Below are 25301 nucleotides of genomic sequence, written 5' to 3'. Positions count from 1 at the left end.
CCGTGAGTACTTGTTAACCGCCCGCGGTTAACAAGTACTCACAGGTGTGTGACGGGTGTGTCGGATGTTGTTGCTAGGTTGGGCGGTGTCAGGACACCGGCTCGGATGACCGTGTCCCGAGTCGGGGTCGAAAGGTGCTGTCTTCCATGGTGATGGGTCCCACCCATGCAATGTCCGGTGCGGCTGTAGGTCTGGCGGTGGCAGATCTGCTGCCCCTCGACTGGGGTGGGCCCACCTCGACCGCCGAGACCTTCACGTTCGCGGCGGTGTGCGCCGGAGCGGCGCTTCTCCCGGACCTGGACACGAGCCAGTCCACGGTCTCACGCTCGTTCGGGCCGGTCAGCAGCGTCGTCGCGAAGGGCGTCGATGCGGTGTCGCTGGGTTTCTACACCGTCACAAAGGGCAAACGCGACGGCAAGCGGCGCGGCGGGCACCGGACGCTCACCCACACGGCCCTGTTCGCCGCCGGTATCGGGGCCGGGGTGTCCGCGCTGGTCGTCCAGTTCGGCAAGCCGGCCATCATCGCGACACTGTTCGTCTGCCTCGGGCTCGCGCTCCGCGGGCTGGCCGGGGAGCTGGCCAAAGAAAAAGGCTGGCTGGCGGTTTCGGCGGTCGCCGCGGTGCTGTCCGCGCTCACCTGGCAGTCGTATCCCACGGAGGCCGGTTCCACCGGACTCGGAGTGGCGGTGGCGCTGGGCTGCGCCACCCACTGCCTCGGGGACGCCATCACCAAGGAAGGCGTCCCCTTCCTGGCTCCGTTCCTCACACTCGGCAAGGAACGGTGGTGGGAGTTCCGGCTCCCGTCGTTCCTGTCCATCCGGGCGGGCGGGCCCTTCGAGAAGGTCGTGCTCGGGCCCGCCCTCACGGTGGCCGTCGGACTCATGGTCATCTGGGCCATCGACGGTGCGCCGCAGGCAATCTACGACGCGTTCATGCCTGCCCCGCAGTGACTCAGGCCGCGAGCATGTTCTCGAGTTCGTCGAGGACGATCATCGCCCCGGTGGGTCCCAGCGCGAGGAACCAGGTCTCGTCGCTGACGTGCACGGCCTTGCCGTCCTTCACCGCCTGCATCTGGTTCCACAGCGGGCCGCCGACCACAGTCGACTCGTCGGTGGTCTCGGGCGCGCCGTAGCTGGAGTAGAAGATCCGGTCGGCATTCGCCTCCCCGATCGTTTCCTGGCTCACCTCGACGGCCAGTTCTTCGACGTTCTGCACCGTCGGACGCGGAAGGCCGACGTCCTTCAGGATGACGCCGATGAACGACAGGTTGCCGTACAGGCGGATCTTGCCGGACATGAACCGGATCAGCGAGATCGTCGGCTCGCCCGGGATGGACTCGCGGACCTCGTCGGCGCGGGTCTGATAGGCGTTGAGCACGTCCTCCGCCTTGGTCTCCTCACCGAGCGCGTCCGCGACCAGCAGGAAGTTCTCCTTCCACGGGAAACCGGGGCGGATGCCGAACACGGTCGGAGCAATGGACGACAGCTGCGGGTACAGCTTGTCGGCGCGCAGCTTGCTGCCCAGGATCAGATCGGGCTGCAGCGCGGAGATCGCCTCGAGATTCAGATTGTTGGTGGTCCCGACGTCCGGCACCCCGGCCAGCTTGTCGGCGAGGTAGGACGGCTGACCGGCGGCGCTCTCGGGGCTGGCCAGTCCGACGGGCGTGATTCCCAGGGAGAGCACGTCGTCCAGCTCACCGCCGTCGAGGACGATCACCCGTTCGGGTTTCTTCTCGATGACGGTCTCGCCGAGGGCGTGGGTGATGGTCCGGGGGAAGACGCCCGGTTCGGCGTCGGTGCCGAGCTTGGCGGTCTCGGCGTCCGCCGTGGCGAACTGCCTGCCGCCGGTGGCGACGTCGGCGTTGCCGGCGGACGATCCGGTGTCGGTGGTGCCGCAGGCGGCGAGAAAGACGGTGGCCAGGGCGACCAGCCCGGCGCGTACGTAGAGCCTCGAAGACATGAGGTGAGGCTAGCCTGAGGTTTCGGATGGGCGCTCGCGGGGTCTGTGAACCCGGACAACGCCTCCGCCAGCGAGAAGAGGCCCTGACCGGCGAACCGGTCAAGGCCTCTTCTCGGTGTCTCACACTGTCGGGGTGGCGGGATTTGAACCCACGACCTCTTCGTCCCGAACGAAGCGCGCTACCAAGCTGCGCCACACCCCGTGTTGAACCTCGGCTAGCTTACATTACGCAACCAGTCACCATTAAATCCCCTGGTCAGTTGCGTATAACGGTGCTCTCCGACGACTCGGTGCGACCCCGGTCGGCGTCGGCGTCCGAGCCGCCGCGCTGAGCCGGAACCAACGTGAGGAGCGTCGCCTCGGGGCGGCAGCAGAAGCGGGCGGGCGCCCACGGCGACGTTCCGATTCCCGCGGACACGTGCAGCTGGGTGTGCGCGCCCCACTTGGACGGACCCTTCACCCGCGAACGGTCGATGTCGCAGTTGGTGACCAGCGCGCCGTAGAACGGCAGGCACAGCTGACCGCCGTGTGTGTGGCCCGCCAGCACGAGGTCGTAACCGTCGTCCGCGAACCGGTCGAGCACCCGCGGCTCGGGCGAGTGGGTGATGCCCAGCCGGAGATCGGCCAGCGGATTGGGCGGACCGGCGATGGTGTCGTACCGGTCGCGCTTGAGGTGCGGATCGTCGACACCCGCCGACGCGATCCGGACACCCGACACCTCGAGGTCGCGGCGGACGTGCGTGACGTCGAACCAGCCGCGCTCGGTGAACGCGGCCCGGAGGTCGCCCCACGGCAGCGGCTCGCCGAGGACGCGCTTGTGTTCCTTGCGGAAGTATTTGAGCGGGTTCTTCGGCTTGGGCGCGAAGTAGTCGTTGCTGCCGAAGACGAACAGTCCGGGGCGGGCGAGCAGATTCCCCAGCGCCTGGACCACTGCGGGCACCGCCCGCTGATGCGACAGGTTGTCGCCGGTGTTCACGACGAGGTCGGGGTCGAGGTTGTCCAGTTCCCGCAGCCAGTTCTGTTTCAGCCGCTGTCCGGGCATCATGTGCAGGTCGCTGATGTGCAGCACACGGAGCGTCGACGACCCGGGTTCGAGTACCGGCATCGTGACCTCACGCAGCGCGAATGCATTGCGCTCGATGAGCGAGGCGTAGCCGATGCCGAGGGCGGCGGCACCCGCCGTACCCAGGGCGGCGCGGGTCAGGTTGGCACGGAACTCGTCAGACACTCTTCCAGGATACTGATGAGCGCAATCGAGATGCAGTGGACGAATCGGGGCGCGTAGCGTTTCGCCCATGCCAGATTCACTGAAAGCAAGACTGCGCTCCGACATGACGGCCGCCATGAAGGCCAAGGATTCGCTGCGCACCGCCACCATCCGCATGCTGATGGCCGCCGTGCAGACCGAGGAGGTCTCCGGCAAGGAAGCCCGCGAACTCACCGACGACGAGGTGCTGAAGGTCCTCGCGAAGGAGTCGAAGAAGCGCGGCGAGTCCGCCGAGATCTACACCGAGAACGGTCGAGGTGAGCTGGCAGCGCAGGAGCGGGCCGAGGCGCAGATCATCGACGAGTACCTCCCGACGCCGCTGACCGACGCCGAACTGGTCGACGTCGTGGACACCGCGATCGCTCAGGTGGCCGAGGAAATCGGTGAGCGTCCCGGCATGCGCCAGATGGGTCAGGTCATGAAGGCCGCCGGTGCACTCGCGGGCGGCAAGGCCGACGGTTCGCGGCTCTCGCACGCGGTGAAGTCCCGCCTCTGACCCCCGACGTGAGTGGGAAAGCGTGCGTCGACACACTTTCCCACTCACCTGGGGTTACCGGGGTATGGGCGGCAGCTGGATCGGCGGCAGGCCGGGCAGCTGGATGGGCGGAACCGGGATCCCCTGAGCCGGCGCCTGCGGGGGAGCAGCCTTCACCGATCCGTCGCTGACGTAGATCGTGATGGTCGACCCCGGTATGGCCGAACCGGACGGCGATGCGCTCGTGACCGTCCCCTTGGCCGCCTGCGACTCGGTGGTGACCGCGTTCACGGTGAACCCCGCGCCCTGCAGACGGGACGTCGCGGCCGACTGGCTCAGCCCGGTCACGTCCGGAACCTGACCGTTCTGTGAACCCCGCGCGTACTTCTGGTCGACCGGCGGCAGCGTCGTCGGCCCGAAGTTGTTGGCGATCGGATTCATCGCCGCATACCAGGTGCGCGCCGGTTCGTTTCCGCCGAACAGGTTTCCGTCGCCACACGGCCGCAGCGGGGCCGAGCAGATTTCACCCGGGGTCGGCGAGTCACCGAACACGTAGACGGCGGCGGCGAAGTTGTTGGTGAACCCGAGGAAGCCCGAGGACATGTGGGACTCCGTGGTACCCGTCTTGCCGGCCATCGGGAGTGTCCAGCCGACGCTGCCCGCCGCTCCGGCGGACGTGCCGCCGGGCTTGTCGTCCTTGCTCATGGCGTTGGTGAGGGTGTCGGCGAGGCCGGGTTCGACCACCTGCTCGCAGGCCTGCTGGGTGACCGAGACGGGCTTGCCCTCACGGTCGAAGACCGAATCGATGGGGGTGGGCGGGCACCACTTGCCGTGCGAGGCGAGTGTCGCCGCGACATTCGACAGTTCCAGCGGATTGATCCACGTGGGGCCGAGAGTGAACGAACCCAGGTTCTGATCCTTCTGGAAGTCCGCCATGCTGCGGTCGTCGAATCCCGACGTGCCGGGCTGGGCGTACGAGCGCAGACCCAGCCGCACCGCCATGTCGACGGTGGGGGCGACGCCGGTCGCCTGGATCAGCTTGACGAACGCGGTGTTGGGCGACTGTGCCAGCGCGTCCGTCACCGACAGTGCCGCCGGGTATTTGCCTGCGTTCTCGACGCAGTACGTGGCCGCGGGGCAACCGCGCGCACCACCACTACCCATGCCCCGGGCCTCGAACCGCCCGGGCACGTCCAGGATGGCGTTCGTGCCGAGGCCCTTCTCCATGGCGGCGGCCGTGGTGAAGATCTTGAAGATCGACCCGGCGCCGTGACCGGCCAGTGAGTACGGCTGGGCCTGCACGGTTTCGTTGGCGTTCGCGTCGAGGCCGTAGGTGCGGCTGCTGCCCATCGCGAGGATCCGGTGCGAATCCTGGCCGGGCTGGACCACGTTCATGACGTTCGCGATGCCGTCGAGTTCCGGGCTGGCGTTCGAGCTGAGCGCCGCCTTGGTCGACGCCTGGACCGCGGGGTCGAGCGTCGTCTTGATCAGGTAGCCGCCCTTGTCGATCTGCTCGCGGCTGATGCCGGCGTTGGCCAGATACTGCAGGGCGTAGTCGCAGAAGAAGCCGCGGTCACCGGCGGCGATGCACCCGCGGGGCAGCCGGTTGGGCTCGGGGAGCACACCGAGGGGCGTCTCCTTGAGCTGCCGGAGTTCGGCGGCGCGCTCGGGAATGTTCGAGATCATCGTGTCGAGAACCACGTTGCGTCGTTCGAGGACGCCCTCGGGGTTCGTGTACGGGTTCAGCGCCGAACTCGACTGCACCATGCCCGCGAGCATCGCGGACTGCTGCGTGTTCAGTTCGGACGCGTCGATGCCGAAGTAGGTCTGTGCGGCGTCCTGGATGCCGAACGAGGCGTTGCCGAACGGAACCAGGTTGAGGTAGCGGGTGAGAATCTCGTCCTTGGTGAGTTCCTTGTCGAGTGTCAGCGCCATCCGGATCTCGCGGATCTTGCGGGCGGGCGTCGTCTCGATCGCGGCCCGGCGTTCGGCGTCGGTCTTGGCCACGACGAGCAGCTGGTAGTTCTTCACATACTGCTGGTCGAGGGTGGACGCGCCCTGCTGCACCTCACCGCTCGTGGTGTTGGTCAGGAAGGCGCGCATCGTGCCCTGCCAGTCGACGCCCTTGTGCTCCGGGAAGCGGCGGTCCTCGACGGAGACGATGGCGAGCTTCATCTCGTTGGAGATCTTGTCGCTGGGCACTTCGAAGCGGCGCTGGTCGTACAGCCACGCGATGGGATTGCCCGCCGAGTCGACCATCGTCGAGACCGCGGGAACGGTTCCTTCGACCAGTTCGGCCGAGACGTTGTCGACGGTGTCAGCCGCCCTGTTGGAGGCGTAACCGAACCCTCCGGCGAGCGGAAACATCACGCCGGCGAGGAGCACTCCTGCCAAGGCGGAGGATCCTGCGAGCTTCCCCACTGTTTTTGCAATCGACACGATCTACAGAGTACGTGGGGTCTGTGGGTGCGCTGGTTGGGCGCAGAATTCGGCCAGGAAAAAGCCCTGAGCACGGGGTATGGACGGGCGTACCAAAAAAGCGTGTTCTTCGTCTTGCGCGTTGCGGTTTCTTTACCTAAATTGTTGGAACAGTGTGATGGAGATAACACCCCATCGCTTATGTGGTGCAGCCTCGGCGTGCTAGGTGCTGGGGTGTGCAGACTCGAAGAGGGGAAACGAATGCACATGACCACCCCAACCAGCCGTCTGGACGTCGAGCAAGCAGAAGCGCGAATCGCCTGGGTCACCCAGGCTCGTTGCCGGGAAGTCGATCCCGATCAACTCTTTGTACGCGGCGCAGCACAGCGCAAGGCCGCAACCATTTGCCGGCATTGCCCGGTATTGATGCAGTGCGGAGCCGATGCTCTCGACAATCGTGTCGAGTTCGGCGTGTGGGGTGGCATGACGGAACGTCAGCGCCGGGCGTTGCTCAAGCAGCACCCCGAGGTGGAATCATGGTCCGATTTCTTCGAAGCTCAGCGGCAGCACCAGTCCGCTGTCTGACGTTCGGTATCTGATTCGCAGACAGGCCACAGGCGGGTGACCGGTTCTCCGGCAGCGAGCTGATCAGCTCGTGCGGGTGAGCTGGTCACCTACCGCTCTCAAGGCCTCGAGGTCCGACACCTCGAACGGCAGCGAGGGCACGCCGACGATCGGCACCCGAGGGTGGGCGGCCGTGAACCGGCTCAGTAGTTGGACCTCACGCTTGGCGATCACCGCCCGATGGGCGTGGATCCGCAGCACAGCGGCGGTGAGGGGGTCTTGGTCCCCGAGTTGGTCGGCGGCAGTGACCGCGTGATCGGCCGACAGGGAACTGAGAGTGGGGTGCGTCCGATTCAGGACGAGGCCCGCGAGCGGCATCTCGTCGCCTGCGAGCCGGTCGACGAAGAACGCCGCCTCCCGCAGTGCATCCGGCTCCGCCGCCGCGATCACCAGAAACTTCGTGCCCGGCTGCCGGAGCAATTCGTAAGTACGCGTGGCTCTTTCCCGGAATCCGCCGAACATCGAGTCCAGTGACTGCACGAAACTCGAGGCGTCCGACAGCATCTGACTACCCACGATGGTGGAGACGCCGCGCAGCGCCAGGCCCATCGCGCCGGTGACGAGCCGGGTGAGACCGCGACCCGGCGCGGTGAGCAACCGGATCATGCGACCGTCGAGGAAAGCGCCCAGACGCTGGGGCGCGTCGAGGAAGTCCAGGGCGTTGCGGGACGGCGGGGTGTCGACGATCACCAGGTCCCATTTGTCGCTGGAGGCGAGCTGCCCCAGCTTCTCCATCGCCATGTACTCCTGCGTTCCCGAAAACGAGGTGGCGACGGTCTGATAGAAGGGGTTCGCGAGAATCTGCTCCGCCTTCTCGGGCGTGGAGTGCTCGATGACCATCTCGTCGAACGTGCGACGCATGTTGAGCATCATGGCGTGCAGTTCGCCCGTCGCGTCCGGTCCGAGCTGCACGGGTTGCGGCGAGTTGTCGAGTTCCGCGACGCCGAGCGCCTGCGCGAGCCGGCGTGCGGGGTCGATGGTCAGCACGACCACCTTCCGCCCCTGCTCAGCCGCACGCAGTGCCAGCGATGCTGCCGTGGTGGTCTTGCCGACGCCACCGGCGCCACAGCACACCACGATCCGCGTGGCCTTGTTCTGCAGAATCCCCGCGACATCGAGAGCGGAGGCGGTGCGGCGACGCTCGTGTTCAGTTGTCTGGGTCATCGGACACCCTGTTCCGTCAGATATTCGGCGAGTTCGTACAGCCCGCCCAGGTCGACACCGTCGGCGAGGGATGGCAGATGCAGTCGCGCCCCGTCCACTTCGCTGAGGGCTCCGGCGCTCTCCTCCTGCGCCTCGAGCACGGATGCGTGTTCGATCGTCTCGGTGAGCAACCCGGCGAAATCCTCGTCGTCGAGGGTGATCCCGCTCTTCTGCAGCCCGGCGCGGATGGCCTCGGCGTCGATGCGGCCCTTCGCGGCGTCGGCCAGCGTCTCGGCGGGCAGGAACTGCGGGCTGGTGCGGTTGACGACGATGGTGCCCAGCCGCAGATCGGCGCGGGCCAGTTCCTCTGCGGCGTCGGTGGTCTCCTGCACCGGAAGCGCCTCGAGCAGCGTCACGAGGTGGACGACGGTCTCGTCGGAATGCAGCAGGCGCACGACGCCCTCACTCTGCGAGCGCACCGGCCCGCCCTTCGCGAGGTCCGCCATCGCCTTCGTCACGTCGAGGAAGTTGCCGATCCGCCCGGTCGGCGGGGCATCCACGACGACGGCGTCGTACGCCCGCTTCCCGGACTTGTCGGTGCGCACCACGCATTCCTTGATCTTGCCGGTCAGCAGCACGTCCCGAAGCCCCGGTGCGATGGTGGTGGCGAACTCGATGGCGCCGAACTTGCGCATCGCGCGGCCGGCGAAGCCGAGGTTGTAGAACATCTCGAGGTATTCGAGGAACGCGGTCTCGATGTCGATGGCCAGCGCCATGACCTCCCCGCCACCCTCGGCGGCCGCGACTTTCGTCTCCTGCGGCGGCAGCGGGGGCACGTCGAAGAGCTGGGCGATCCCCTGCCGGCCCTCGACTTCCACGAGCAGCACGCGACGCCCACCCTCGGCCAGCGCGAGAGCCAACGCGGCGGCCACCGTGGACTTTCCGGTGCCGCCCTTTCCGGAGACGAAGTGCAGCCGGGCCCGCGCAGCCTTCTCGGGCCACGTCGGGGTGAGCTGGTCTGGGGATGCAACCACGGGTCGAGCCTATAAGTCTGGGAGCCGGGATGTGCGGGGGATAGGCTCACCGGCATGAGTGAATTGACTTCCTGGGAGTACGCCACCGTTCCGCTGCTCACACATGCGACCAAGCAGATCCTCGACCAGTGGGGCACCGACGGCTGGGAACTGGTGACGGTTCTGCCCGGACCCACCGGTGAGCAGCACGTCGCGTACCTGAAGCGTCCGAAGGGCTGACGGCCGTGGCAGAGACACAGAACTGGACCGCCCGCCTCGCCGAGCTCGGCATCACGCTGCCGTCCGTCGTCCCGCCGGTGGCCGCCTACGTGCCCGCCGTGCGCACCGGCAACTACGTCTACACGTCGGGGCAGTTGCCGATCGTCGAGGGCAACCTGACGATCGCGGGCAAGCTCGGCGCCGGCGTGTCGGACGAAGACGCCAAGGCCGCGGCCCGGGCCTGCGCACTCAACGCGCTCGCGGCGGTCGACGCGCTCGTCGGCATCGACTCGGTGGTGCGGATCGTGAAGGTCGTCGGATTCGTCGCGTCCGCCGAGGGATTCACCGGTCAGCCCGGCGTTGTGAACGGCGCTTCCGAATTCCTCGGCGAGGTGTTCGGTGACGCGGGTGCCCACGCGCGTTCGGCTGTCGGCGTCGCGGAATTGCCGCTCGGCGCCCCCGTCGAGGTGGAGCTGATCGCCGAAGTGCAGCCGGAGTCGTAGTGCCATGACGCTTGCCCATCCGGCCTACGCTCAGGTGCGGGAGGTCACCCCGATCGTCTCGGTGATGCTCGAGAACAATCCCGGCATGATGACGCTCGACGGAACCAACACATGGATTCTGCGTGCGCCGGGCCGGGACGAGTGTGTGGTGATCGACCCGGGTGACGCCGACGAGGAGCATCTCGCCCGCGTCGCGGCACTCGGACCGGTCGCATTGACGCTGATCACGCACCGTCATTTCGACCACACCGGGGGAGTGCAGCGGTTCTTCGAACTCACCGGCGCGCCCGTGCGTTCGGTGGACCCCGAATTTCTCCGCGGCGGCGGCGACACCCTCGTGGACGGCGAAACCATCGACGTCGCGGGGCTCACCCTCACGGTGATCGCCACGCCCGGGCACACGAAGGATTCGGTGTCCTTCACCGTGGAAGGTGAGGGCACCGTCCTCACCGGCGACACGATCCTCGGCCGCGGCACCACGGTGCTCGACGACACGGACGGCGACCTCGGCGACTACCTGTCGTCGCTGCGCCGCCTGCTGGACCTCGGGGCCGGACACCGGGTGATGCCCGGCCACGGACCCGAACTGCCCGAACTGAACGTCGTCGCGCAGCAGTACCTCGATCATCGCGAGGAGCGACTCGACCAGGTGCGGGCCGCGCTCGGCGCGCTCGGCGGCACCCCCACCGTCCGCGAGGTGGTCGAGCACGTCTACTCCGACGTCGACCCGAAGTTGTGGCCGGTGGCGGAGAAGTCCGTCAATGTGCAGCTCGCCTACCTGCGCAGCCTCGACTAGTCACTGAAACGACTGCGGCCACCCCCTCGGTGTGAGGGGGTGGCCGCAGTCGTAGGTGCGGGGGACTACCGCGCGCGACGTGCCAGGCGCTCGGAGTCGGAGATCAGCACGCTCTTGCCTTCGAGGCGCAGCCATCCGCGGTGGGCGAAGTCGGCGAGCGCCTTGTTGACGGTCTCACGGGAAGCGCCGACGAGCTGGGCGATCTCTTCCTGCGTGAGGTCGTGGGTGACGCGCAGCGAACCCGCCTCCTGGGTGCCGAACCGCTGCGCGAGCTGCAGCAGGGCCTTGGCGACACGACCGGGAACGTCCGTGAAGATGAGGTCGGCCAGGTTGTTGTTGGTACGACGCAGACGGCGCGCGAGCACCCGCAGGAGCTGTTCGGCGATCTCGGGGCGGTGGTCGATCCATGCCTTGAGCGCTTCGCGGTCCATGCTGACCGCGCGGACCTCGGTGACGGTCGTGGCGGTGGACGTACGCGGACCCGGGTCGAAGATGGACAGCTCGCCGAACATGTCGGACGGGCCCATGATCGTCAGCAGGTTCTCACGGCCGTCCGGCGAGCGGCGGCCGATCTTCACCTTGCCCGAAACGATGATGTACAGGCGGTCACCGGGCTCACCTTCGTTGAAGATGACATGTCCGCGGGGGAAGTCGACAGGCTGCAGCTGCTTGGTCAGCGCCGCTACCGCTGAGGGCTCGACTCCTTGGAAGATGCCGGCTCTTGCCAGGACGTCGTCCACGTGCGCTCCTTGGGAATATTGTTCGTCTGTATGCATATTGTGCGCGATTTGCTGCATGTCGACGGTGCCCCGGTGATCCGCGGCGTGTCGCTGTGCAACAGGTACGGCTCTGAAGTCTACGTTGAGACGGCTCGGTCTGAGTGACCGATACCACGGAAGTCGCAAAAGTTAACCGGGGGATGCGTCCTGCGGTGTGCTGATTCGGGGGCCGCCCAGCGCTCAGCTGGCGCGCCGCGAGCCCACTTCGGTGACGGCGGCGTCGTCGGCTTCGAAGCCCGACCGACCCTTGCGACGTCGATGGAAGCGTGCCAATGCGTGTGGGAAACCTTCGTGGGCCAGGGTGGCCACTTCGTCGTGACTTGCCTGGTCGAGGAACTCTTCCACCTCTTGCTGACGAACCGTGAGCCGGCGGAGTCTGAACTCCACCCGCTCCATTGCCAGCGCAAACAGCATCAGCAGCACTGGGAAGAGGACCACAGCGAGACCTTGCATACCGGGAAGTAAACACTGCAAATGTCTCAGAAGCGACACAGCGGCGATTCGGATCGGTCGGGTATCCGTAGAGTTGATCCCGTGCATGCGACCCCCAGCGACGGCTCCGAAGTGCGTGGACGCACCCGTTCGCGGGCCGCGAAGCAGGACGAAACCCGGCTCGGACTCGTCCGGCGCGCCCGGCGAATGAACCGGCGCCTCGCCGAGGCCTTCCCCCACGTCTACTGCGAGCTCGACTTCACCACCCCACTCGACCTCGCCGTCGCGACCATCCTCTCCGCGCAGTGCACTGACGTGCGGGTGAACATGGTGACGCCGGCGCTGTTCGCCCGCTATCCCGACGCCAAGGCGTACGCGGAGGCCGAACGCACCGAACTCGAGGAGTACATCCGGTCCACCGGTTTCTACCGCAACAAGACGAACTCTCTGATCGGGCTCGGGCAGGCTCTGCTCGAACGCTTCGACGGCGAGGTCCCCGCCAACCTGAAGGACCTCGTGACGCTGCCGGGGATCGGCCGGAAGACGGCCAACGTGATCCTCGGCAACGCGTTCGATGTGCCGGGGATCACCGTCGACACCCACTTCGGGAGGCTCGTCCGACGCTGGAAGTGGACCGAGGAGGAAGACCCGGTCAAGGTCGAGCACGCGATCGGCGCACTGATCGAGCGCAAGGAGTGGACCCTGCTCTCGCACCGGGTGATCTTCCACGGCAGGCGCGTCTGCCACGCCCGCAAACCCGCCTGCGGGGTGTGCGTGCTCGCCAAGGACTGTCCGTCGTACGGGCTCGGCCCGATCGACCCCGACGTCGCCGCAGAACTGGTTCGTGGACCGGAGACGGAGCATCTGCTGCGTCTGGCCGGCAGGTGAGGGTAGATACGAGTGTCTAGCGCAGCGCGGTGGAGTCTGGCCGCCCTCGTGGTTGTGGTGGCTCTCGTCGTCGCGATCTGGCCGCGGGGTGACGACGCGGAGGCGCCGTCGTACCAGGACCGGTTCGGTTCGGGTGGTCGAACCCCGACAGCGGTGAGCGCCGATCCCGACGCGCTCGCGGCACTGAGGACGCAGGCGGGCCTGGCATCGTGCCCGGCCTCGGCGGCCACGTCCGATCCTTCGCCGGGTTCGGTCCTGTCCGGCATCACACTGGAATGCGTGGGCGACGGCAGCCAGGTGGATCTGGCTGCCGCGCTCGGTGGTAAACCGGCGCTGCTGAACCTGTGGGCCTACTGGTGCGGCCCCTGCGCCGAGGAGCTGCCCTATATGCAGCAGTTTTCGGATCGTGCGGGTGACGCGGTTACCGTGCTTACGGTGCACACCGATCCCAACGAGTCCAGCGCGCTGTCCCGGCTCATCGACTACTCCGTCACCCTTCCCGGTGTGCAGGACGGCGACGGTCGTGTCCGCGCCGCGGTCGGAGCCCCGCCTGTCCTGCCCGTCTCGGTGCTGATCCGGCCCGACGGCACAGTGGCGAAGGTTCTGCCGCAGCCGTTCCGCAGCGTCGACGAGATCGCGGACGCCGTCGAACAGAACCTGGGGGTGGCGGCATGACGAATTCCGTGGACGGCGTCGCCGTTCCGCCCTGGCTGCGCCGGGTCGTGCACCGGACCCCGGCCGACCCGCACAGGATCAATCCCGTCCTCGATCGGCGCGCGCCCCGCGGCGCGACCACCCGTGAGGCGGCGGTGCTCGTGTTGTTCGGCGGCCCCGCCGCGGCGGACCCGCTGATGTCGGGCGGTCTGCCCGCCGACGCCGACATCCTGCTCACCCAGCGTGCGTCCACGATGCGTCAGCACAGTGGCCAGGTGGCGTTCCCTGGTGGCGCCAGCGATCCCGGCGACGAGGGACCCATCGCCACCGCGCTGCGGGAGGCCCAGGAGGAGACGGGACTCGACCCGTCCGGTGTCCGCCCGCTCGCCGTGCTCGAGGAGATCTTCATCCCGCCGTCCGGATTCGACGTCACTCCCGTCCTCGCGTACTGGGAGAAGCCCAGCGCGGTCGGCGTGGTCGATCCCGCGGAGGCCGAACGTGTCGCCCGGGTTCCCGTGCACACCCTGATCGATCCGCGGAACCGGTTTCAGGTGCGTCACCGGGCCGGATACCAGGGGCCCGCGTTCGCCGCCGACGGCATGCTCGTGTGGGGTTTCACGGCAGGCATCCTGGCCGCGCTGTTCGCGGTCTCCGGCTGGGAACAGGAGTGGGACCGGCACGACATCCGCGACCTCGACACCGTCCTCGCCGAACTCGACAACGATCTGGACGACGAGCATCTGACCCACGGTCACAACCGGCCGGCGGCCGAGCGGTGACCGGCTCGCACTGGATCGACCTGGCGATCGTGCTGATCGCCTTCGTCGCCGCGACGTCCGGCTGGCGGCAGGGTGCGGTGGCGTCGGTGCTCGCCTTCATCGGGGTCGTGCTCGGTGCGGTGGCGGGCATCCTGATCGCCCCGCACGTGCTGGTGCACGTCGACGAGGGCCGCGGTCGCGTGCTGGTCGGCATCGCCCTGATCGTGGTGCTGGTCATCGTCGGCGAGGTCGCGGGCATGGTCCTCGGCCGGGCCGCGCGGGGCAGCATGCACAGTCCGGTCGCGCGGTCCGTCGACAGCGTGATCGGCGCCTGTGTGCAGGCTGTCGCGGTGTTCGTCGCGGCGTGGCTGCTCGCGATCCCGCTCACGTCCTCGTCCCAGCCTCAGCTGGCGGCGGCGGTGCGCGGGTCGAGCGTCCTCGAAACGGTCGACAACATCGCGCCCGCCTGGATGCGGCAACTGCCCACCGAGTTCACCGCCCTGCTCGACACGTCCGGGCTTCCCGACGTCATCGGGCCGTTCGGGCGCACCCCCATCACGACCGTCGACCCGCCGGACGCCAGCGTCCTGGAGAGCCCCGTCGCGTCCTCGCTGCAATCGAGCGTGCTGCGGATCCGGGGTGTGGCCCCGAGTTGCCAGCGGGCGCTCGAGGGGTCCGGTTTCGTCGTGGCCCCCGACCGGGTGATGACCAACGCCCACGTGGTCGCGGGGACGGCGGGCATCGTCGTCGACACCGCGAATGGACCGATGGACGCGGAGGTCGTGCTGTTCGACCCGTCCGCCGACGTCGCGGTGCTCGAGGTGCCGGGACTGGACGCCCCCGTGCTGAACTTCGCGCCGGAGCCGGCCCAGACCGGCGACAGCGCCCTGGTGCTCGGCTACCCGGGCGGCGGGCCGTACACGGCCAGCGCCGCGCGTGTGCGGGAGATTCTGGACCTCAGCGGTCCCGACATCTACCGGGCGGGAACGGTCCAGCGTGAGGTGTACACGGTCCGTGGTTCCATCCGGCAGGGCAACTCGGGCGGACCGCTCGTCGACAGTGACGGCCGGGTGCTCGGTGTGGTCTTCGGCGCTGCCGTCGACAACAGCGACACCGGGTTCGTGCTCACCGCCGCCGAGGTGTCGCGTCAGCTGCAGGCTGCGTCCGGGGCGTCCGCCGCCGTGGACACCGGGGCGTGCATCCTCTGACGGTCGGTCAGACCGTGCGGGGTGCGACGAGGTCCAGCAGGGCGGCGTTGACGCGTTCGGGGGCTTCCCAGTGCGCGTAGTGGCCGACACCGGGGACCGTCTGCATCTGCTGGGTGGGCGCGAAGCGGTGGCTGCGGCGCACGGTGTCCGCGAGCACGTAGGGGTCGAGGTCGCCGTGGAGGTGCAGCACCGGGATCCGCAGCGTCTGATCCATCGACGCCATGAAACGGCTGCCGTCCGGGCGGAACTGGCTGCGGAACGCCCACCGCTGGTACTCCAGCGTGCAATGTGCGGTCCCGGGAATCTGAATCGCCGAGCGCATCCGGGACATCACGACGTCGAACTCCGGGTTCTCCGTCCAGGCAGGGCCGGAGCGTGCGCGGATCAACCGCTCGACCTCCGACCCGTTGTCGCGGGTGAGGCGACGTTCGGGACGCCACGGCACCTGGCAGGAGACGAACGACGGCAGCAGCGCCTTGCGCTGGTAGCGATCGCGGAGGACGGCCTGCTTGAGCGCAAGGGGATGCGGCGAGCTGACCAGTGCGATCGACCGGACGAGGCGGGCGTGGAGAACGGCCGTCGCCCAGCAGACGAGGCCACCGTCGGCGTGCCCGACGAGGGTGGCCTCGCCGTATCCCATGGCCCGGATGAGGCCGGCGATGTCGCCGGCCAGCGTCCACCCGTCGTAGCCGCGCGGCGGTTTGTCGGAATCTCCGTAGCCGCGGAGGTCGACGGCGACGGCCCGGTACCCCTCCGCGGACAGCGCGGTCAGCTGGTGGCGCCACGACCACCAGAAGTCCGCGAATCCGTGCAGCAGGACGACGAGCGGCGCATCCGGTGCGGATGCGCCGACCTCGACGGTGTGGAAGCGGATTCCGTTGGCATGGATGTCGCGATGAATCCAGGGGCCGTCGAAACGGACGGTAGACGGATCGGGTGGTGCCACAGGCGAGTTACCGCGCGTGACGTCCGCTGGACGATGCGAGATGGGCTTCCGCATCCGAGTACGACGTCGGGAGCACCGTCTTGGCCTGCTTCAGGGAGTCGATGGTCTTCTCCGGCGCGCGGAGTTTACGTACCCGCAGATAACCGAGCAGGGCGAGAAGCGCCGTCACCACGACCATGATCAGGAAGACGATCAGGAACGCCAGCCAGCGGGCGATCCACACGTCGAGGAGTTCGGCGAGGAAGAAGAAGAAGAAAAACGAGCTGAACAGCAGCACGGTGAACGCGAGGATGAAGAACAGGCTGCCCTGCAGGCCCTTCTTGACCTCACCGGTGACCTCGGCCTTCGCGAGCTCGACCTCGGCGCGGACCAGGGTGGACACCTGCGCGGTCGCATGCTTGACCAGCGTGCCGAGGCTCGCCTCGCCGGGTGTCTGAGCGTCCACGTCCGTGAGCGGGATCGACGACACCGTGTTCGGCACCCCGTCTCCCGTGTATCGCGGGCTGTCTCCCTTGCCGTGAGTGATGCTCACTTGTCGACCCCTCCAGGTAGCTCTTGCACTTCCGAGTCATCCTTCCGGGCCGCATGGGCCCGACCGCGTCGCCACAGTAACGCTGATCCGATCAGCGACGCTGTCAACGATGTCACGAGCACCGCGACCTTAGCTATTTCGGCCTCGCTGCCGTCACCGATTCCCGCAAGCGCGAGATCCGCTACGAGAAGGCTAACGGTGAACCCGATCGCACCGAGCACTGAGAGGGCAAACATGTCCCGGAACCCCAGTGCTCGCGGTTTCTTCGCGATACCCAGGCGGATCGCGAGCCAGGAGATGCCGAAGATGCCGACGGTCTTGCCGACGAGGAGCCCCGCGATCACGGACTGCGAGATGGGGTTGGTGAACAGCTGCCCGAGGAGCTCGCTGCTCAGGGCGACGCCGGACGCGAACAAGGCGAACAGCGGGACGCAGACGCCCGCCGACAGCGGCTGGATGCGGTGCTCGAGGCGGGCGCCCGGGGATTCTCTCTCGCCGGGGTCGCGCCGGACCCGGGTGAGGAGGCCGAGCGCGACACCGGCCAGTGTGGCGTGGATTCCGGCGTCGTGCATGCAGTACCAGGTGAGCAGTGCGAGTGGAACGTAGAGCAGTGGGGTGGTGATGCGCCGATGCTGGGCGAACGCGTAGACGGCCAGGCACACGGCGGCGCCCAGCAGCCACAGCAGGGCGATCGAGCTGGTGAACAGAACCGCGATGAGCACGATCGCGAGAAGGTCGTCGACGACTGCCAGGCTGAGCAGGAACACCCGGGCGCTCGCAGGGATGCGAGACCCGGTCAGCGCCAGCACACCCAGTGCGAATGCGATGTCGGTGGCGACCGGGATCGCCCAGCCCCGGTCCATGCCGGGTGTGCCGGCGCCGATCGTCGCGGCGATGATCGCGGGCACCACCACACCGCCGCAGGCCGCGATGATCGGGAGCAGGGCACGTTTGCGGTCGGCGAGTTCGCCCACCACCATTTCCCGCTTCAGTTCGAGGCCGGCGACGAAGAAGAAGACCGCCAGCAGCCCGTCCTGCGCCCACGTCCCGACCGTCAGGTTCAGGTGGAGCGCCTCCGGGCCGATCGGCCAGTCGCGCAGTGCGAAGTACGAATCCGAGACCGGGGAGTTCGCCCACACGAGGGCGATCGCCGCGGCGACGAGCAGGATCGAACCGCCGACCGTCTCGGTGCGGAGGTAGCGGGAGAGTTCGGAGCGGAGGGGCTGGGTCACCGGGGTCGCTCGCTTTCGATGTGGTCCGGGTACGGCAAATGCTCTGCCGACCAGACTTCCCGGCGCACCGAGAAGAGCTTATCCAATTTGCCAATCGAAAGACACGAGGTGTTCAATTCCTAAGGAATGGACTCTCGTCCCAATAGTTGAAATAGCATCGTGTAGGAGTAAGTCGAGTGAGCAGTGCCGTCGATACGTCGAAGCCAGAACCGGACGGCGGGGCCACCGTCGCCGGCGTACCCAGAAGCAGGATCGTCGTCGCGAGCATGGTGGGGACATCCATCGAGTTCTACGACTTCTACATCTATGCCACCGCCGCGGTGTCGGTGTTCCCGCACCTGTTCTTCCCCAAGGGAAACGGCACCACCGCCCTGCTGGCCTCCCTGGCCACGTTCGGTCTCGCCTTCGTCGCCCGGCCACTCGGCTCGATCCTGTTCGGCCACTTCGGCGACCGCATCGGACGCAAGACGACGCTCGTCGGCTCACTCCTCACCATGGGAATCGCCACGTTCGTGATCGGCCTGCTGCCGACGTACCACCAGATCGGCCTCGTCGCGCCCGCGCTGCTGGCGTTGATGCGCTTCTGCCAGGTCTGGGACTGGGCGGTGAGTGGAGTGGTGCGGCGTTGCTCGCGACCGAGACCGCGCAGAAGGGCAAGCGGGCCTGGGCGGCCATGTGGCCGCAGCTCGGCGCGCCCATCGGATTCTTCCTCGCCAACGGCCTGTTCCTGATCATCACCCTGTTCCTGGATCACGACAACAGCAGCCCCGACCTGGACGGCGCGTTCCTCACCTGGGGCTGGCGTATCCCGTTCCTGCTCAGCGCGATCATGGTGATGATCGGTCTGTACGTGCGGCTGAAGCTCGAGGAGACGCCCGTGTTCGCCCGCGCCGTGGCGCGGGGCGAGAAGGTGAAGACCCCGCTGGCCGAGGTGTTCAAGACCAGCTGGCGTCAGCTGATCATCGGCACGTTCGTCATGCTCGCCACCTACACGCTCTTCTACATCATGACCACCTGGGTGCTCAGCTACGGCACCGGCAAGACCCCCGCCCAGGGCGGCACGGGAGCCGGCTTCCACTACACCGACTTCCTGGTCCTCCAGCTGATCGCGGTCCTGTTCTTCGCGGCAGCCGTCCCCGTGTCGGGGTGGCTGGCCGACCGCTACGGCCGCCGCGTCACGCTGCTCGTCATCACCGGGCTCATCATGGTGTTCGGGCTCACGTTCGGTGTGATGCTGAACCAGGAAGGCATGGGCAACGCTCGCATGCTCGTATTCCTGGCCATCGGAATGTTGTTGATGGGCATGACCTTCGGGCCGATGAGTGCCGTTCTGCCCGAGTTGTTCCCGACCAACGTGCGCTACACGGGTTCGGGGATCGCCTACAACACCGCCAGCATCCTGGGCGCAGCCGTGGCCCCGTTCATCGCCACCTGGCTCGCCACGTCGTACGGCGTCGGCTGGGTCGGCATCTACCTGCTGATCGCCGCCGCGCTCACGTTCGTCGCGCTGCTCGTCATGCGCGAGACCCGCGACCAGTCGCTCGACGACGTAGGGGCGTAGCCCCCGTGAGTGGTTGACGAGTCTCTGCACTCGTCAACCACTCACGAGCCGCGCAGCGGCCTATAGTTCTTGCATGGCGAAAGCCGTGCTGCTGTCCAGGACGGCCCGGATCCGGCTGCCGAAGCAGGATCTGTGGTCGTTCCTCGCCGATACCGATCGGCTCAACCGCAACATCGACCTGTCACCGGTGCACTTCGCTCCGATGCTGGACCGCCGGCGCAAGGGGCATTATTCGGCGGAGACTCGTTCGTACGGGCGGCGGGTGCGGTACGAGGAGTTCCCGTTCGAGTGGATAGAGGGCCGCTTCTACCAGGTCCTCCGTCGGTTCTCCGGCGGTCCGCTCGCGGAGGTCTCCACGGGTGTCCGGCTTCGCCCGGCCGCCGACGAGACCGAAGTCGAGGTGTTCGCCCGGATCGTCCCGCGGACCTGGTTCGGGGCGATCGTGGCGCGAACCCTGCTGGCGCGCACTGGCATACGGAAGACGGCGGCGCTCGCGCGCGCGTTGGAACTCCACATCCGCGACCCTCAGACGCATGCCGTGCCCGCGCTGCCGCCGCCGGAGCAACTCGACGCCGGCCGGCTGGAACTCCGCACGGCACAGCTGTTTCGATCGCACGATGCCCCGAACTTGATCGAGCGCTTGGAATCCCACCTGCGGACCGCGTCCGACCTGGAGGTGACGGGCATGCGACCGTTCGAGCTGGCGGACCGCTGGGGTGTCGATCGGATGCAGTTGCTGTACGTCTTCCTCCACGCCGCGGACTGCGGACTGCTGGACCTGAGCTGGAGCGTGCTCTGCCCCGTCTGCCGGACCGTCCGCGAGGACGCCGGCCGCATTCGACAGCTGGCGAGCCGCGTCCACTGCGACACGTGCGACATCGCCTTCGACACCGACCTGGCACGGTCGGTGGAGATCCGCTTCGACGTCAACCCGGCCGTCCGCCGGGCGGAGCGGGCCCGGTACTGCATCGGTGGTCCGGCGAATTCACCGTCGGCGGTGGCTCAGCTGCGGCTCGATCCGGGCGAGCAGCGTTCCGAGCGGCTCGACGTCGACCCGGGGTGGTTGCGCCTCCGGTGCTATCAGGTGGGCACCCCGGTGCACTGCGAGGTCGGCCCTGCCGGTGGAACGCTGCGGGTCGAGTGCGGTCCCGGCGAACTCCGCGTGCACGGTTCTCCCGACACCGACGGGGCGATCCGTCTGGAGGTCGCCAACCGGCTCCCCGGCGAAGCGCTCGTGGTGGTCGAGCGGGAGCGGTGGAAGGACGCCGCGGCGACCGGTGCGCTCGTCACGTCGCTCGACGGTTTCCAGGACCTCTTCCCGGATCAGGGGGTGGCGCCCGGCGACGAGATCGGGATCGCGAACCTGGCGGTGCTGTTCACGGATCTGAGCGGCTCGACCGCCCTGTACGAGCGCATCGGGGACGTCCGGGCGTTCGCCTTCGTGCAGAGCCATTTCCGCTACCTGCGTGACGCCGTGGTGCGCGAGAACGGCGGTGTCGTGAAGCAGATGGGTGACGCGGTGATGGCGACGTTCGCCGATGCGAGGGAGGCCTGGTCGGCGGCGGCGTCGATGCAGTCCGGCTGGGACGGTTTCCGTCGCGGGCACCTCGGTGCGGACGACTCGGTGGCGTTGAAAGTCGGGCTGCACCAGGGGCCCGCCGTGATGATCGACAACGACGGCCGCGCCGACTACTTCGGCGCGACCGTCAACTTGGCGGCGCGGGTGCAGGGGTGTGCGGCGGGCGGCGACATCGTCCTGTCCCGAGCCGTTCACGACGACCCGGAGGTGGCGTCGCTGCTGGCGGAATCGGACTACCGGTGCGACGTCTTCACGACCGCGCTGAAGGGAATCGGCGAGGAGCAGACGCTGTGGCGGCTTCGCCGCCCGTGAGTGGTTGAGGAGTGCAGGGACTCGTCAACCACTCACGGGGCGCGGAGCGCCCTACTTGCCGCGGATCGCGTCGAAGACCTTGGGGTCGACGAGCGTGGAGGTGTCGCCGAGGTCGCGGCCTTCGGCGATGTCCTTGAGCAGGCGTCGCATGATCTTGCCCGACCTCGTCTTGGGGAGTTCGGGGACGATCGTGATCTGGCGGGGCTTGGCGATCGGGCTGATCTCCCGCGACACCTCGGCCTTGAGTTCGGCGATGAGGGTGTCGCCGGTGTTCTCGACGCCCTCGCGGAGGATGACGAACGCGACGATGCCCTGGCCGGTGGTCTCGTCCGCGGCGCCGACGACGGCGGCCTCGGCGACACCGTGGTGTCCGACGAGGGCCGATTCGACCTCGGAGGTGGAGATGCGGTGCCCGGAGACGTTCATGACGTCGTCGACGCGGCCGAGGACCCACAGGGCCCCGTCCTCGTCGTACTTCGCGCCGTCGCCGGCGAAGTACCAGCCCTGCTCCGGGTAGCGGGACCAGTAGGTTTCGCGGTAGCGGTCCATGTCGCCCCAGATGCCGCGGAGCATCGCCGGCCACGGCTTGTCGAGGACGAGGTAGCCGGAGCCGCCCGCGCCGAGTTCGTTGGCGTCGTCGTCGACGATCTTCGCGGAGATGCCGGGCAGCGGGGCCATCGCGGAGCCGGGTTTGGTGGCGGTGATCCCGGGCAGCGGGGAGATCATGATCGCGCCCGTCTCGGTCTGCCACCAGGTGTCGACGATCGGGGCCTGGTTTCCGCCGATGACCTCGCGGAACCACTTCCAGGCCTCGGGGTTGATCGGTTCGCCGACCGAGCCGAGGAGCCGGATCGAGGACAGGTCGTGGGCGTCGGGAATGTCGCGGCCCCACTTCATGAAGGTGCGCACCAGGGTGGGTGCGGTGTAGTAGATGCTGACACCGTACTTCTCGATGATCTGGAAGTGCCGGTGCTCGTCGGGGGAGTTCGGCGTGCCCTCGTAGACCACCTGGGTGACGCCGTTCGAGAGCGGCCCGTAGACGATGTAGCTGTGGCCGGTGACCCAGCCGATGTCGGCGGTGCACCAGTACACGTCCTGGCCGGCCTTGTGGTCGAAGACGTTGTGGTGGGTGTACGACGCCTGGGTGAGGTACCCGCCGGAGGTGTGGATGATGCCCTTGGGTTTTCCGGTGGTGCCGGAGGTGTACAGGATGAACAGCGGGTGTTCGGAGTCGAACGGCTGCGCCTGATGGGTGTCGGACGCCTTGTCGACGGTCTCGTGCCACCACAGGTCCCGGCCCTCGGTGGTGTCGACGTCGATGCCGGTGCGCTTGACGACGAGCACGTTCTTGACGGACGCGGCGCCGTCCACGGCTTCGTCGACGGCGGGTTTGAGGGGTGCGGCCTGGCCGCGGCGCCACTGTCCGTCGACGGTGACGACGAGTTTGGCTTCGGCGTCGTCGATGCGTGAGCGCAGCGCGCTGGCGGAGAAGCCGGCGAACACCACCGAGTGGGTGAGGCCGAGGCGGGCGCAGGCGAGCATGGTGACGATGGCCTCGGGGATCATCGGCATGTAGATCGCGACGCGGTCGCCGGCGACGAGTCCGAGGTCGGTGAAGGTGTTGGCGGCCTTGCTGACTTCGGCGAGCAGGTCGTTGTAGGTGAGGTCGCGGGTGTCGCCCGGTTCGCCTTCGAAGTGGATGGCGACGCGGTCGCCGTTGCCGGCGAGGACGTGGCGGTCGACGCAGTTGTAGGCGACGTTGAGCCGTCCGTTCACGAACCACTTCGCGACGGGGGCGTCGGACCAGTCGAGGACCTCGGAGAAGGGGGCGTGCCAGTGCAGGCGCTCGGCCTGCTTCGCCCAGAATGCGAGACGGTCTTCGTCGGCGGCAGCCTGGAGGTCGGGGCCGGCGTTCGCCGTGGCGGTGAACTCGGGGCTCGGCGGATACACCTGCGGGACGGAATCAGAATGTTCCGACTTCTCCGTCGCTCCGCTCGCCTGTGCTGCACTGGTCATTGTGGCCCGGCCTTCTTTCCAGTCTCGAATTCGGCACTTCTAGCACGTGTGAGGGTAGTCACATGGTCTCCCGAGCGCACCGTTGCAGAGGGTTGCATGCCCATATTCTGCGACGATCGGTCGACTGGGCGCGACGGACGGCGATCGGGGACGACGAGTGGAGACCCCCGTGCCGACGATGTTTCGATCAGGTGCCGATTGCACGAGTTTCGCCCGTCGTGGCTACACAGATTGAAACGTTGACTTATCGTCATCCCATCATTCGGGCTGCGCCCGGAACCGCTGCCCGGAACCACGCAGATCTGGGAGGATCGTTTTGCGCATCACACGTGTGGCAACCGCCGTTCTGGCGGTCGGCCTGGCAGCAGGGATGCTGTCCGCCTGCTCGTCCGGAGATTCGACGAGCGGGGGTGGAAGCGGAATCGTCAACGCCTGGGCGGGTGAACCGCAGAACCCGTTGATTCCCACCAATACCAGTGAGAATCAGGGCGGCCGCGTCGTCGATTCGCTGTTCGCGGGGCTCGTCTCCTACGACTCCGACGGCGGGGTGAGCAACGAGGTCGCCGAGTCGATCGAGACGACCGACGGCAAAAACTTCACCGTGAAGCTGAAGGACGGCTGGACGTTCACGGACGGCACGCCGGTCACGGCGGCCTCCTTCGTCGACGCCTGGAATTACGGCGCGCTGTCCACGAATGCGCAGATCCAAGCGTCGTTCTTCGACCCGATCCAGGGCTACGACGAGGTGGCCGCCGAGAACCCGGCCGTGCAGACCATGTCGGGACTGAAGGTGGTCGACGACTCCACGTTCACGATCGAACTGAAGCAGCCCGAGTCCGCCTTCCCGGACCGCCTCGGGTTCGCCGCGTACTACCCGTTGCCCGCAGTCGCGTACCAGGACATGGCCGCGTTCGGTGAGAATCCCATCGGCAACGGCCCGTACATGATGTCCGGCCCCGGAGCGTGGCAGCACAACGTCCGGATCGACACCGTCGTGAACCCCGACTACAACGGCAACCGCAAGCCGAAGAACGCCGGCGTCGACTTCGTCATGTACAACAGCCTCGACACGGCGTACACGGATCTGCTCGCGGGCAACGTCGACGTCCTCGATCAGGTGCCGCCGAGCGCGGTCACGACGTTCGAGACCGACCTGCCGGGCCGCACCGTGAACCAGCCGTCCGCGACCATCGAGACGTTCACGATCCCGGGCCGTCTGCCGCACTTCAGCGGTGAGGAGGGGACGCTGCGCCGCCAGGCCATCTCGATGGCGATCAACCGCGACCAGATCACCCAGCAGATCTACAACAACACCCGCACCCCCGCGCTCGACTTCACCAGCCCCGCCATCGAGGGCTGGTCGGATTCGCTCGCCGGCAACGGCAACCTGAAGTACGACCCGGAGGCGGCGAAGAGGCTGTGGGCCCAGGCCGATGCCATCGCCCCGTGGTCGGGCAGCTTCGAGATCGCGTACAACGGCGACGGCGGACACAAGGAATGGGTCGACGCCACCGCCAACAATATCCGCAACACCCTCGGCATCGACGCGAAGGGCAAGGAGTACCCCACGTTCGCGCAGATCCGCACCGAGGCCACCAATCGCACCATCCCCAGCGCGTTCCGGTCGGGCTGGCAGGGCGACTACCCGCAGCAGTACGGCTTCCTCGCGCAGAACTACCAGACCGGCGGCAGCTCCAACGACGGCGACTACTCGAACCCCGAGTTCGACCGTCTTCTGCGTGCCTCCGCGGGTGAGGTCGATCCCGACAAAGCCCAGGACCTGCTGAACCAGGCGCAGGAAGTTCTCCTGCAGGACCTGCCCGCAGTCCCGACGTGGTACCGCAACGCCGCCAGCGGCTGGTCGGAGAACGTGTCGAACGTAGTCATCGACTGGAAGGGCATCCCGATGTACTCCGACATCGAGAAGAACTGACGCACCGACGATTCTTCGACGACGGGTGGGGCCGCGAGCTGTCAGTTCGCGGCC

23 protein-coding genes, 1 tRNA gene and 1 pseudogene are annotated in these 25301 nt (G+C 67.6%); 13 read left to right on the top strand and 12 right to left on the bottom strand.

Annotation, left to right across the window (positions count from 1 at the left end; genetic code table 11):
• Positions 1-146: 146 nt before the first annotated feature.
• Positions 147-950 carry a metal-dependent hydrolase gene (locus OYT95_RS15345; protein WP_037228961.1) on the top strand — a complete coding sequence of 268 codons (804 nt, stop codon included), beginning with the start codon at positions 147-149 and terminating at the stop codon, positions 948-950.
• 1 nt (position 951) lies between these two features.
• Here the strand turns inward: OYT95_RS15345 and OYT95_RS15340 are convergent, their stop codons facing one another.
• The 3 genes from OYT95_RS15340 to OYT95_RS15330 form a co-directional block, all read right to left on the bottom strand.
• On the bottom strand, positions 952-1959 hold the full coding sequence (locus OYT95_RS15340; protein WP_268791857.1) for an ABC transporter substrate-binding protein: 1008 nt from the start codon (positions 1957-1959) through the stop codon (positions 952-954).
• A 128-nt stretch (positions 1960-2087) separates the two neighbouring features.
• Positions 2088-2161: transfer RNA gene (locus tag OYT95_RS15335), tRNA-Pro, on the bottom strand.
• 54 nt (positions 2162-2215) lie between these two features.
• Positions 2216-3187 carry a metallophosphoesterase gene (locus OYT95_RS15330; protein ID WP_037228956.1) on the bottom strand — a complete coding sequence of 324 codons (972 nt, stop codon included), beginning with the start codon at positions 3185-3187 and terminating at the stop codon, positions 2216-2218.
• 67 nt (positions 3188-3254) lie between these two features.
• Between OYT95_RS15330 and OYT95_RS15325 the strand changes: the two genes are divergently transcribed.
• The gene (locus OYT95_RS15325) at positions 3255-3722 is read left to right on the top strand and encodes a GatB/YqeY domain-containing protein (RefSeq protein ID WP_005248498.1); all 468 of its coding nucleotides are present in this window, start codon (positions 3255-3257) and stop codon (positions 3720-3722) included.
• 54 nt (positions 3723-3776) lie between these two features.
• On the opposite strand, the gene OYT95_RS15320 is transcribed toward OYT95_RS15325, so the two are convergent.
• Positions 3777-6122: a penicillin-binding protein gene (locus OYT95_RS15320; protein WP_037228954.1), complete on the bottom strand. Its 2346-nt coding sequence runs from the start codon at positions 6120-6122 to the stop codon at positions 3777-3779.
• A 258-nt stretch (positions 6123-6380) separates the two neighbouring features.
• On the opposite strand from OYT95_RS15320, the gene OYT95_RS15315 reads away from it, so the two are divergent.
• A complete protein-coding gene (locus OYT95_RS15315; RefSeq protein ID WP_005248496.1) occupies positions 6381-6704 on the top strand; it encodes a WhiB family transcriptional regulator in 324 nt (107 codons plus the stop codon).
• 63 nt (positions 6705-6767) lie between these two features.
• On the opposite strand, the gene OYT95_RS15310 is transcribed toward OYT95_RS15315, so the two are convergent.
• Positions 6768-7907 carry an ArsA family ATPase gene (locus OYT95_RS15310; protein ID WP_037228950.1) on the bottom strand — a complete coding sequence of 380 codons (1140 nt, stop codon included), beginning with the start codon at positions 7905-7907 and terminating at the stop codon, positions 6768-6770.
• Complete coding sequence (locus OYT95_RS15305; protein WP_037228947.1) at positions 7904-8920, bottom strand: ArsA-related P-loop ATPase; 1017 nt, start codon at positions 8918-8920, stop codon at positions 7904-7906. The genes OYT95_RS15310 and OYT95_RS15305 overlap by 4 nt, the downstream gene beginning before the upstream one ends.
• A 54-nt stretch (positions 8921-8974) precedes the next feature.
• Between OYT95_RS15305 and OYT95_RS15300 the strand changes: the two genes are divergently transcribed.
• From OYT95_RS15300 to OYT95_RS15290, 3 genes are read left to right on the top strand one after another with little or no spacing between them, the layout of a single operon-like run.
• On the top strand, positions 8975-9139 hold the full coding sequence (locus OYT95_RS15300; RefSeq protein WP_005248493.1) for a DUF4177 domain-containing protein: 165 nt from the start codon (positions 8975-8977) through the stop codon (positions 9137-9139).
• A gap of 5 nt (positions 9140-9144) precedes the next feature.
• Positions 9145-9621: a RidA family protein gene (locus OYT95_RS15295; protein WP_037228944.1), complete on the top strand. Its 477-nt coding sequence runs from the start codon at positions 9145-9147 to the stop codon at positions 9619-9621.
• A gap of 4 nt (positions 9622-9625) precedes the next feature.
• A complete protein-coding gene (locus tag OYT95_RS15290; protein ID WP_037228943.1) occupies positions 9626-10417 on the top strand; it encodes an MBL fold metallo-hydrolase in 792 nt (263 codons plus the stop codon).
• 65 nt (positions 10418-10482) lie between these two features.
• Here OYT95_RS15290 and OYT95_RS15285 read toward each other — a convergent pair whose 3' ends face one another.
• Both OYT95_RS15285 and OYT95_RS15280 read right to left on the bottom strand, forming a co-directional pair.
• Entirely contained in the window at positions 10483-11157 is a 675-nt protein-coding gene (locus tag OYT95_RS15285; protein WP_005256089.1) for a Crp/Fnr family transcriptional regulator, read from the bottom strand.
• Between the two features lie 219 nt (positions 11158-11376).
• Positions 11377-11649: a hypothetical protein gene (locus tag OYT95_RS15280; RefSeq protein WP_037229304.1), complete on the bottom strand. Its 273-nt coding sequence runs from the start codon at positions 11647-11649 to the stop codon at positions 11377-11379.
• 21 nt (positions 11650-11670) lie between these two features.
• On the opposite strand from OYT95_RS15280, the gene nth reads away from it, so the two are divergent.
• From nth to marP, 4 genes are read left to right on the top strand one after another with little or no spacing between them, the layout of a single operon-like run.
• Entirely contained in the window at positions 11671-12516 is an 846-nt protein-coding gene (nth, locus tag OYT95_RS15275) for an endonuclease III (protein ID WP_052032973.1), read from the top strand.
• Positions 12517-12528: 12 nt separating this feature from the next.
• On the top strand, positions 12529-13191 hold the full coding sequence (locus OYT95_RS15270; protein ID WP_112302073.1) for a TlpA family protein disulfide reductase: 663 nt from the start codon (positions 12529-12531) through the stop codon (positions 13189-13191).
• On the top strand, positions 13188-13949 hold the full coding sequence (locus tag OYT95_RS15265) for an NUDIX hydrolase (protein ID WP_112302072.1): 762 nt from the start codon (positions 13188-13190) through the stop codon (positions 13947-13949). The genes OYT95_RS15270 and OYT95_RS15265 overlap by 4 nt, the downstream gene beginning before the upstream one ends.
• Positions 13946-15136, top strand: coding sequence for an acid resistance serine protease MarP (gene marP, locus OYT95_RS15260; protein ID WP_037228933.1), 1191 nt, complete (start codon positions 13946-13948; stop codon positions 15134-15136). Before OYT95_RS15265 ends, marP begins: the two co-directional genes overlap by 4 nt.
• A 7-nt stretch (positions 15137-15143) precedes the next feature.
• Here marP and OYT95_RS15255 read toward each other — a convergent pair whose 3' ends face one another.
• The 3 genes from OYT95_RS15255 to nhaA are packed head-to-tail and all read right to left on the bottom strand — an operon-like array spanning position 15144 to position 17846.
• Positions 15144-16082, bottom strand: coding sequence for an alpha/beta fold hydrolase (locus tag OYT95_RS15255; protein ID WP_037228931.1), 939 nt, complete (start codon positions 16080-16082; stop codon positions 15144-15146).
• 7 nt (positions 16083-16089) lie between these two features.
• Positions 16090-16614: a phage holin family protein gene (locus tag OYT95_RS15250; RefSeq protein ID WP_037228928.1), complete on the bottom strand. Its 525-nt coding sequence runs from the start codon at positions 16612-16614 to the stop codon at positions 16090-16092.
• Positions 16611-17846, bottom strand: a complete 1236-nt coding sequence (gene nhaA / locus OYT95_RS15245; RefSeq protein ID WP_037228926.1) for a Na+/H+ antiporter NhaA — start codon at positions 17844-17846, stop codon at positions 16611-16613. The genes OYT95_RS15250 and nhaA overlap by 4 nt, the downstream gene beginning before the upstream one ends.
• Positions 17847-18022: 176 nt before the next feature.
• Here nhaA and OYT95_RS15240 point away from each other — a divergent pair.
• Positions 18023-19407, top strand: a pseudogene (locus OYT95_RS15240) (MFS transporter).
• Between the two features lie 73 nt (positions 19408-19480).
• Entirely contained in the window at positions 19481-21298 is a 1818-nt protein-coding gene (locus OYT95_RS15235; RefSeq protein WP_268791856.1) for an adenylate/guanylate cyclase domain-containing protein, read from the top strand.
• A 51-nt stretch (positions 21299-21349) separates the two neighbouring features.
• Here OYT95_RS15235 and acs read toward each other — a convergent pair whose 3' ends face one another.
• Complete coding sequence (acs, locus tag OYT95_RS15230) at positions 21350-23314, bottom strand: acetate--CoA ligase (RefSeq protein ID WP_268791855.1); 1965 nt, start codon at positions 23312-23314, stop codon at positions 21350-21352.
• A 316-nt stretch (positions 23315-23630) separates the two neighbouring features.
• Between acs and OYT95_RS15225 the strand changes: the two genes are divergently transcribed.
• A complete protein-coding gene (locus tag OYT95_RS15225) occupies positions 23631-25247 on the top strand; it encodes a peptide ABC transporter substrate-binding protein (RefSeq protein ID WP_268791854.1) in 1617 nt (538 codons plus the stop codon).
• The last annotated feature ends 54 nt before the right edge of the window (positions 25248-25301 follow it).

Origin of the sequence: Rhodococcus sp. JS3073 (assembly GCF_026810085.1) — a bacterium.
GTDB lineage: Bacteria > Actinomycetota > Actinomycetes > Mycobacteriales > Mycobacteriaceae > Rhodococcus_F > Rhodococcus_F wratislaviensis.
This window is presented reverse-complemented; position numbering and strand designations above follow the sequence as displayed.

Coding starts and splice junctions, on each gene's coding strand:
- OYT95_RS15345 (WP_037228961.1), top strand. CDS start 147: ATGGTGATGGGTCCCACCCATGCAATGTCCGGTGCGGCTGTAGGTCTG.
- OYT95_RS15340 (WP_268791857.1), bottom strand. CDS start 1,959: ATGTCTTCGAGGCTCTACGTACGCGCCGGGCTGGTCGCCCTGGCCACC.
- OYT95_RS15325 (WP_005248498.1), top strand. CDS start 3,255: ATGCCAGATTCACTGAAAGCAAGACTGCGCTCCGACATGACGGCCGCC.
- OYT95_RS15315 (WP_005248496.1), top strand. CDS start 6,381: ATGCACATGACCACCCCAACCAGCCGTCTGGACGTCGAGCAAGCAGAA.
- OYT95_RS15310 (WP_037228950.1), bottom strand. CDS start 7,907: ATGACCCAGACAACTGAACACGAGCGTCGCCGCACCGCCTCCGCTCTC.
- OYT95_RS15300 (WP_005248493.1), top strand. CDS start 8,975: ATGAGTGAATTGACTTCCTGGGAGTACGCCACCGTTCCGCTGCTCACA.
- OYT95_RS15290 (WP_037228943.1), top strand. CDS start 9,626: ATGACGCTTGCCCATCCGGCCTACGCTCAGGTGCGGGAGGTCACCCCG.
- OYT95_RS15280 (WP_037229304.1), bottom strand. CDS start 11,649: ATGCAAGGTCTCGCTGTGGTCCTCTTCCCAGTGCTGCTGATGCTGTTT.
- nth (WP_052032973.1), top strand. CDS start 11,671: ATGTCTCAGAAGCGACACAGCGGCGATTCGGATCGGTCGGGTATCCGT.
- OYT95_RS15265 (WP_112302072.1), top strand. CDS start 13,188: ATGACGAATTCCGTGGACGGCGTCGCCGTTCCGCCCTGGCTGCGCCGG.
- OYT95_RS15235 (WP_268791856.1), top strand. CDS start 19,481: ATGGCGAAAGCCGTGCTGCTGTCCAGGACGGCCCGGATCCGGCTGCCG.
- acs (WP_268791855.1), bottom strand. CDS start 23,314: ATGACCAGTGCAGCACAGGCGAGCGGAGCGACGGAGAAGTCGGAACAT.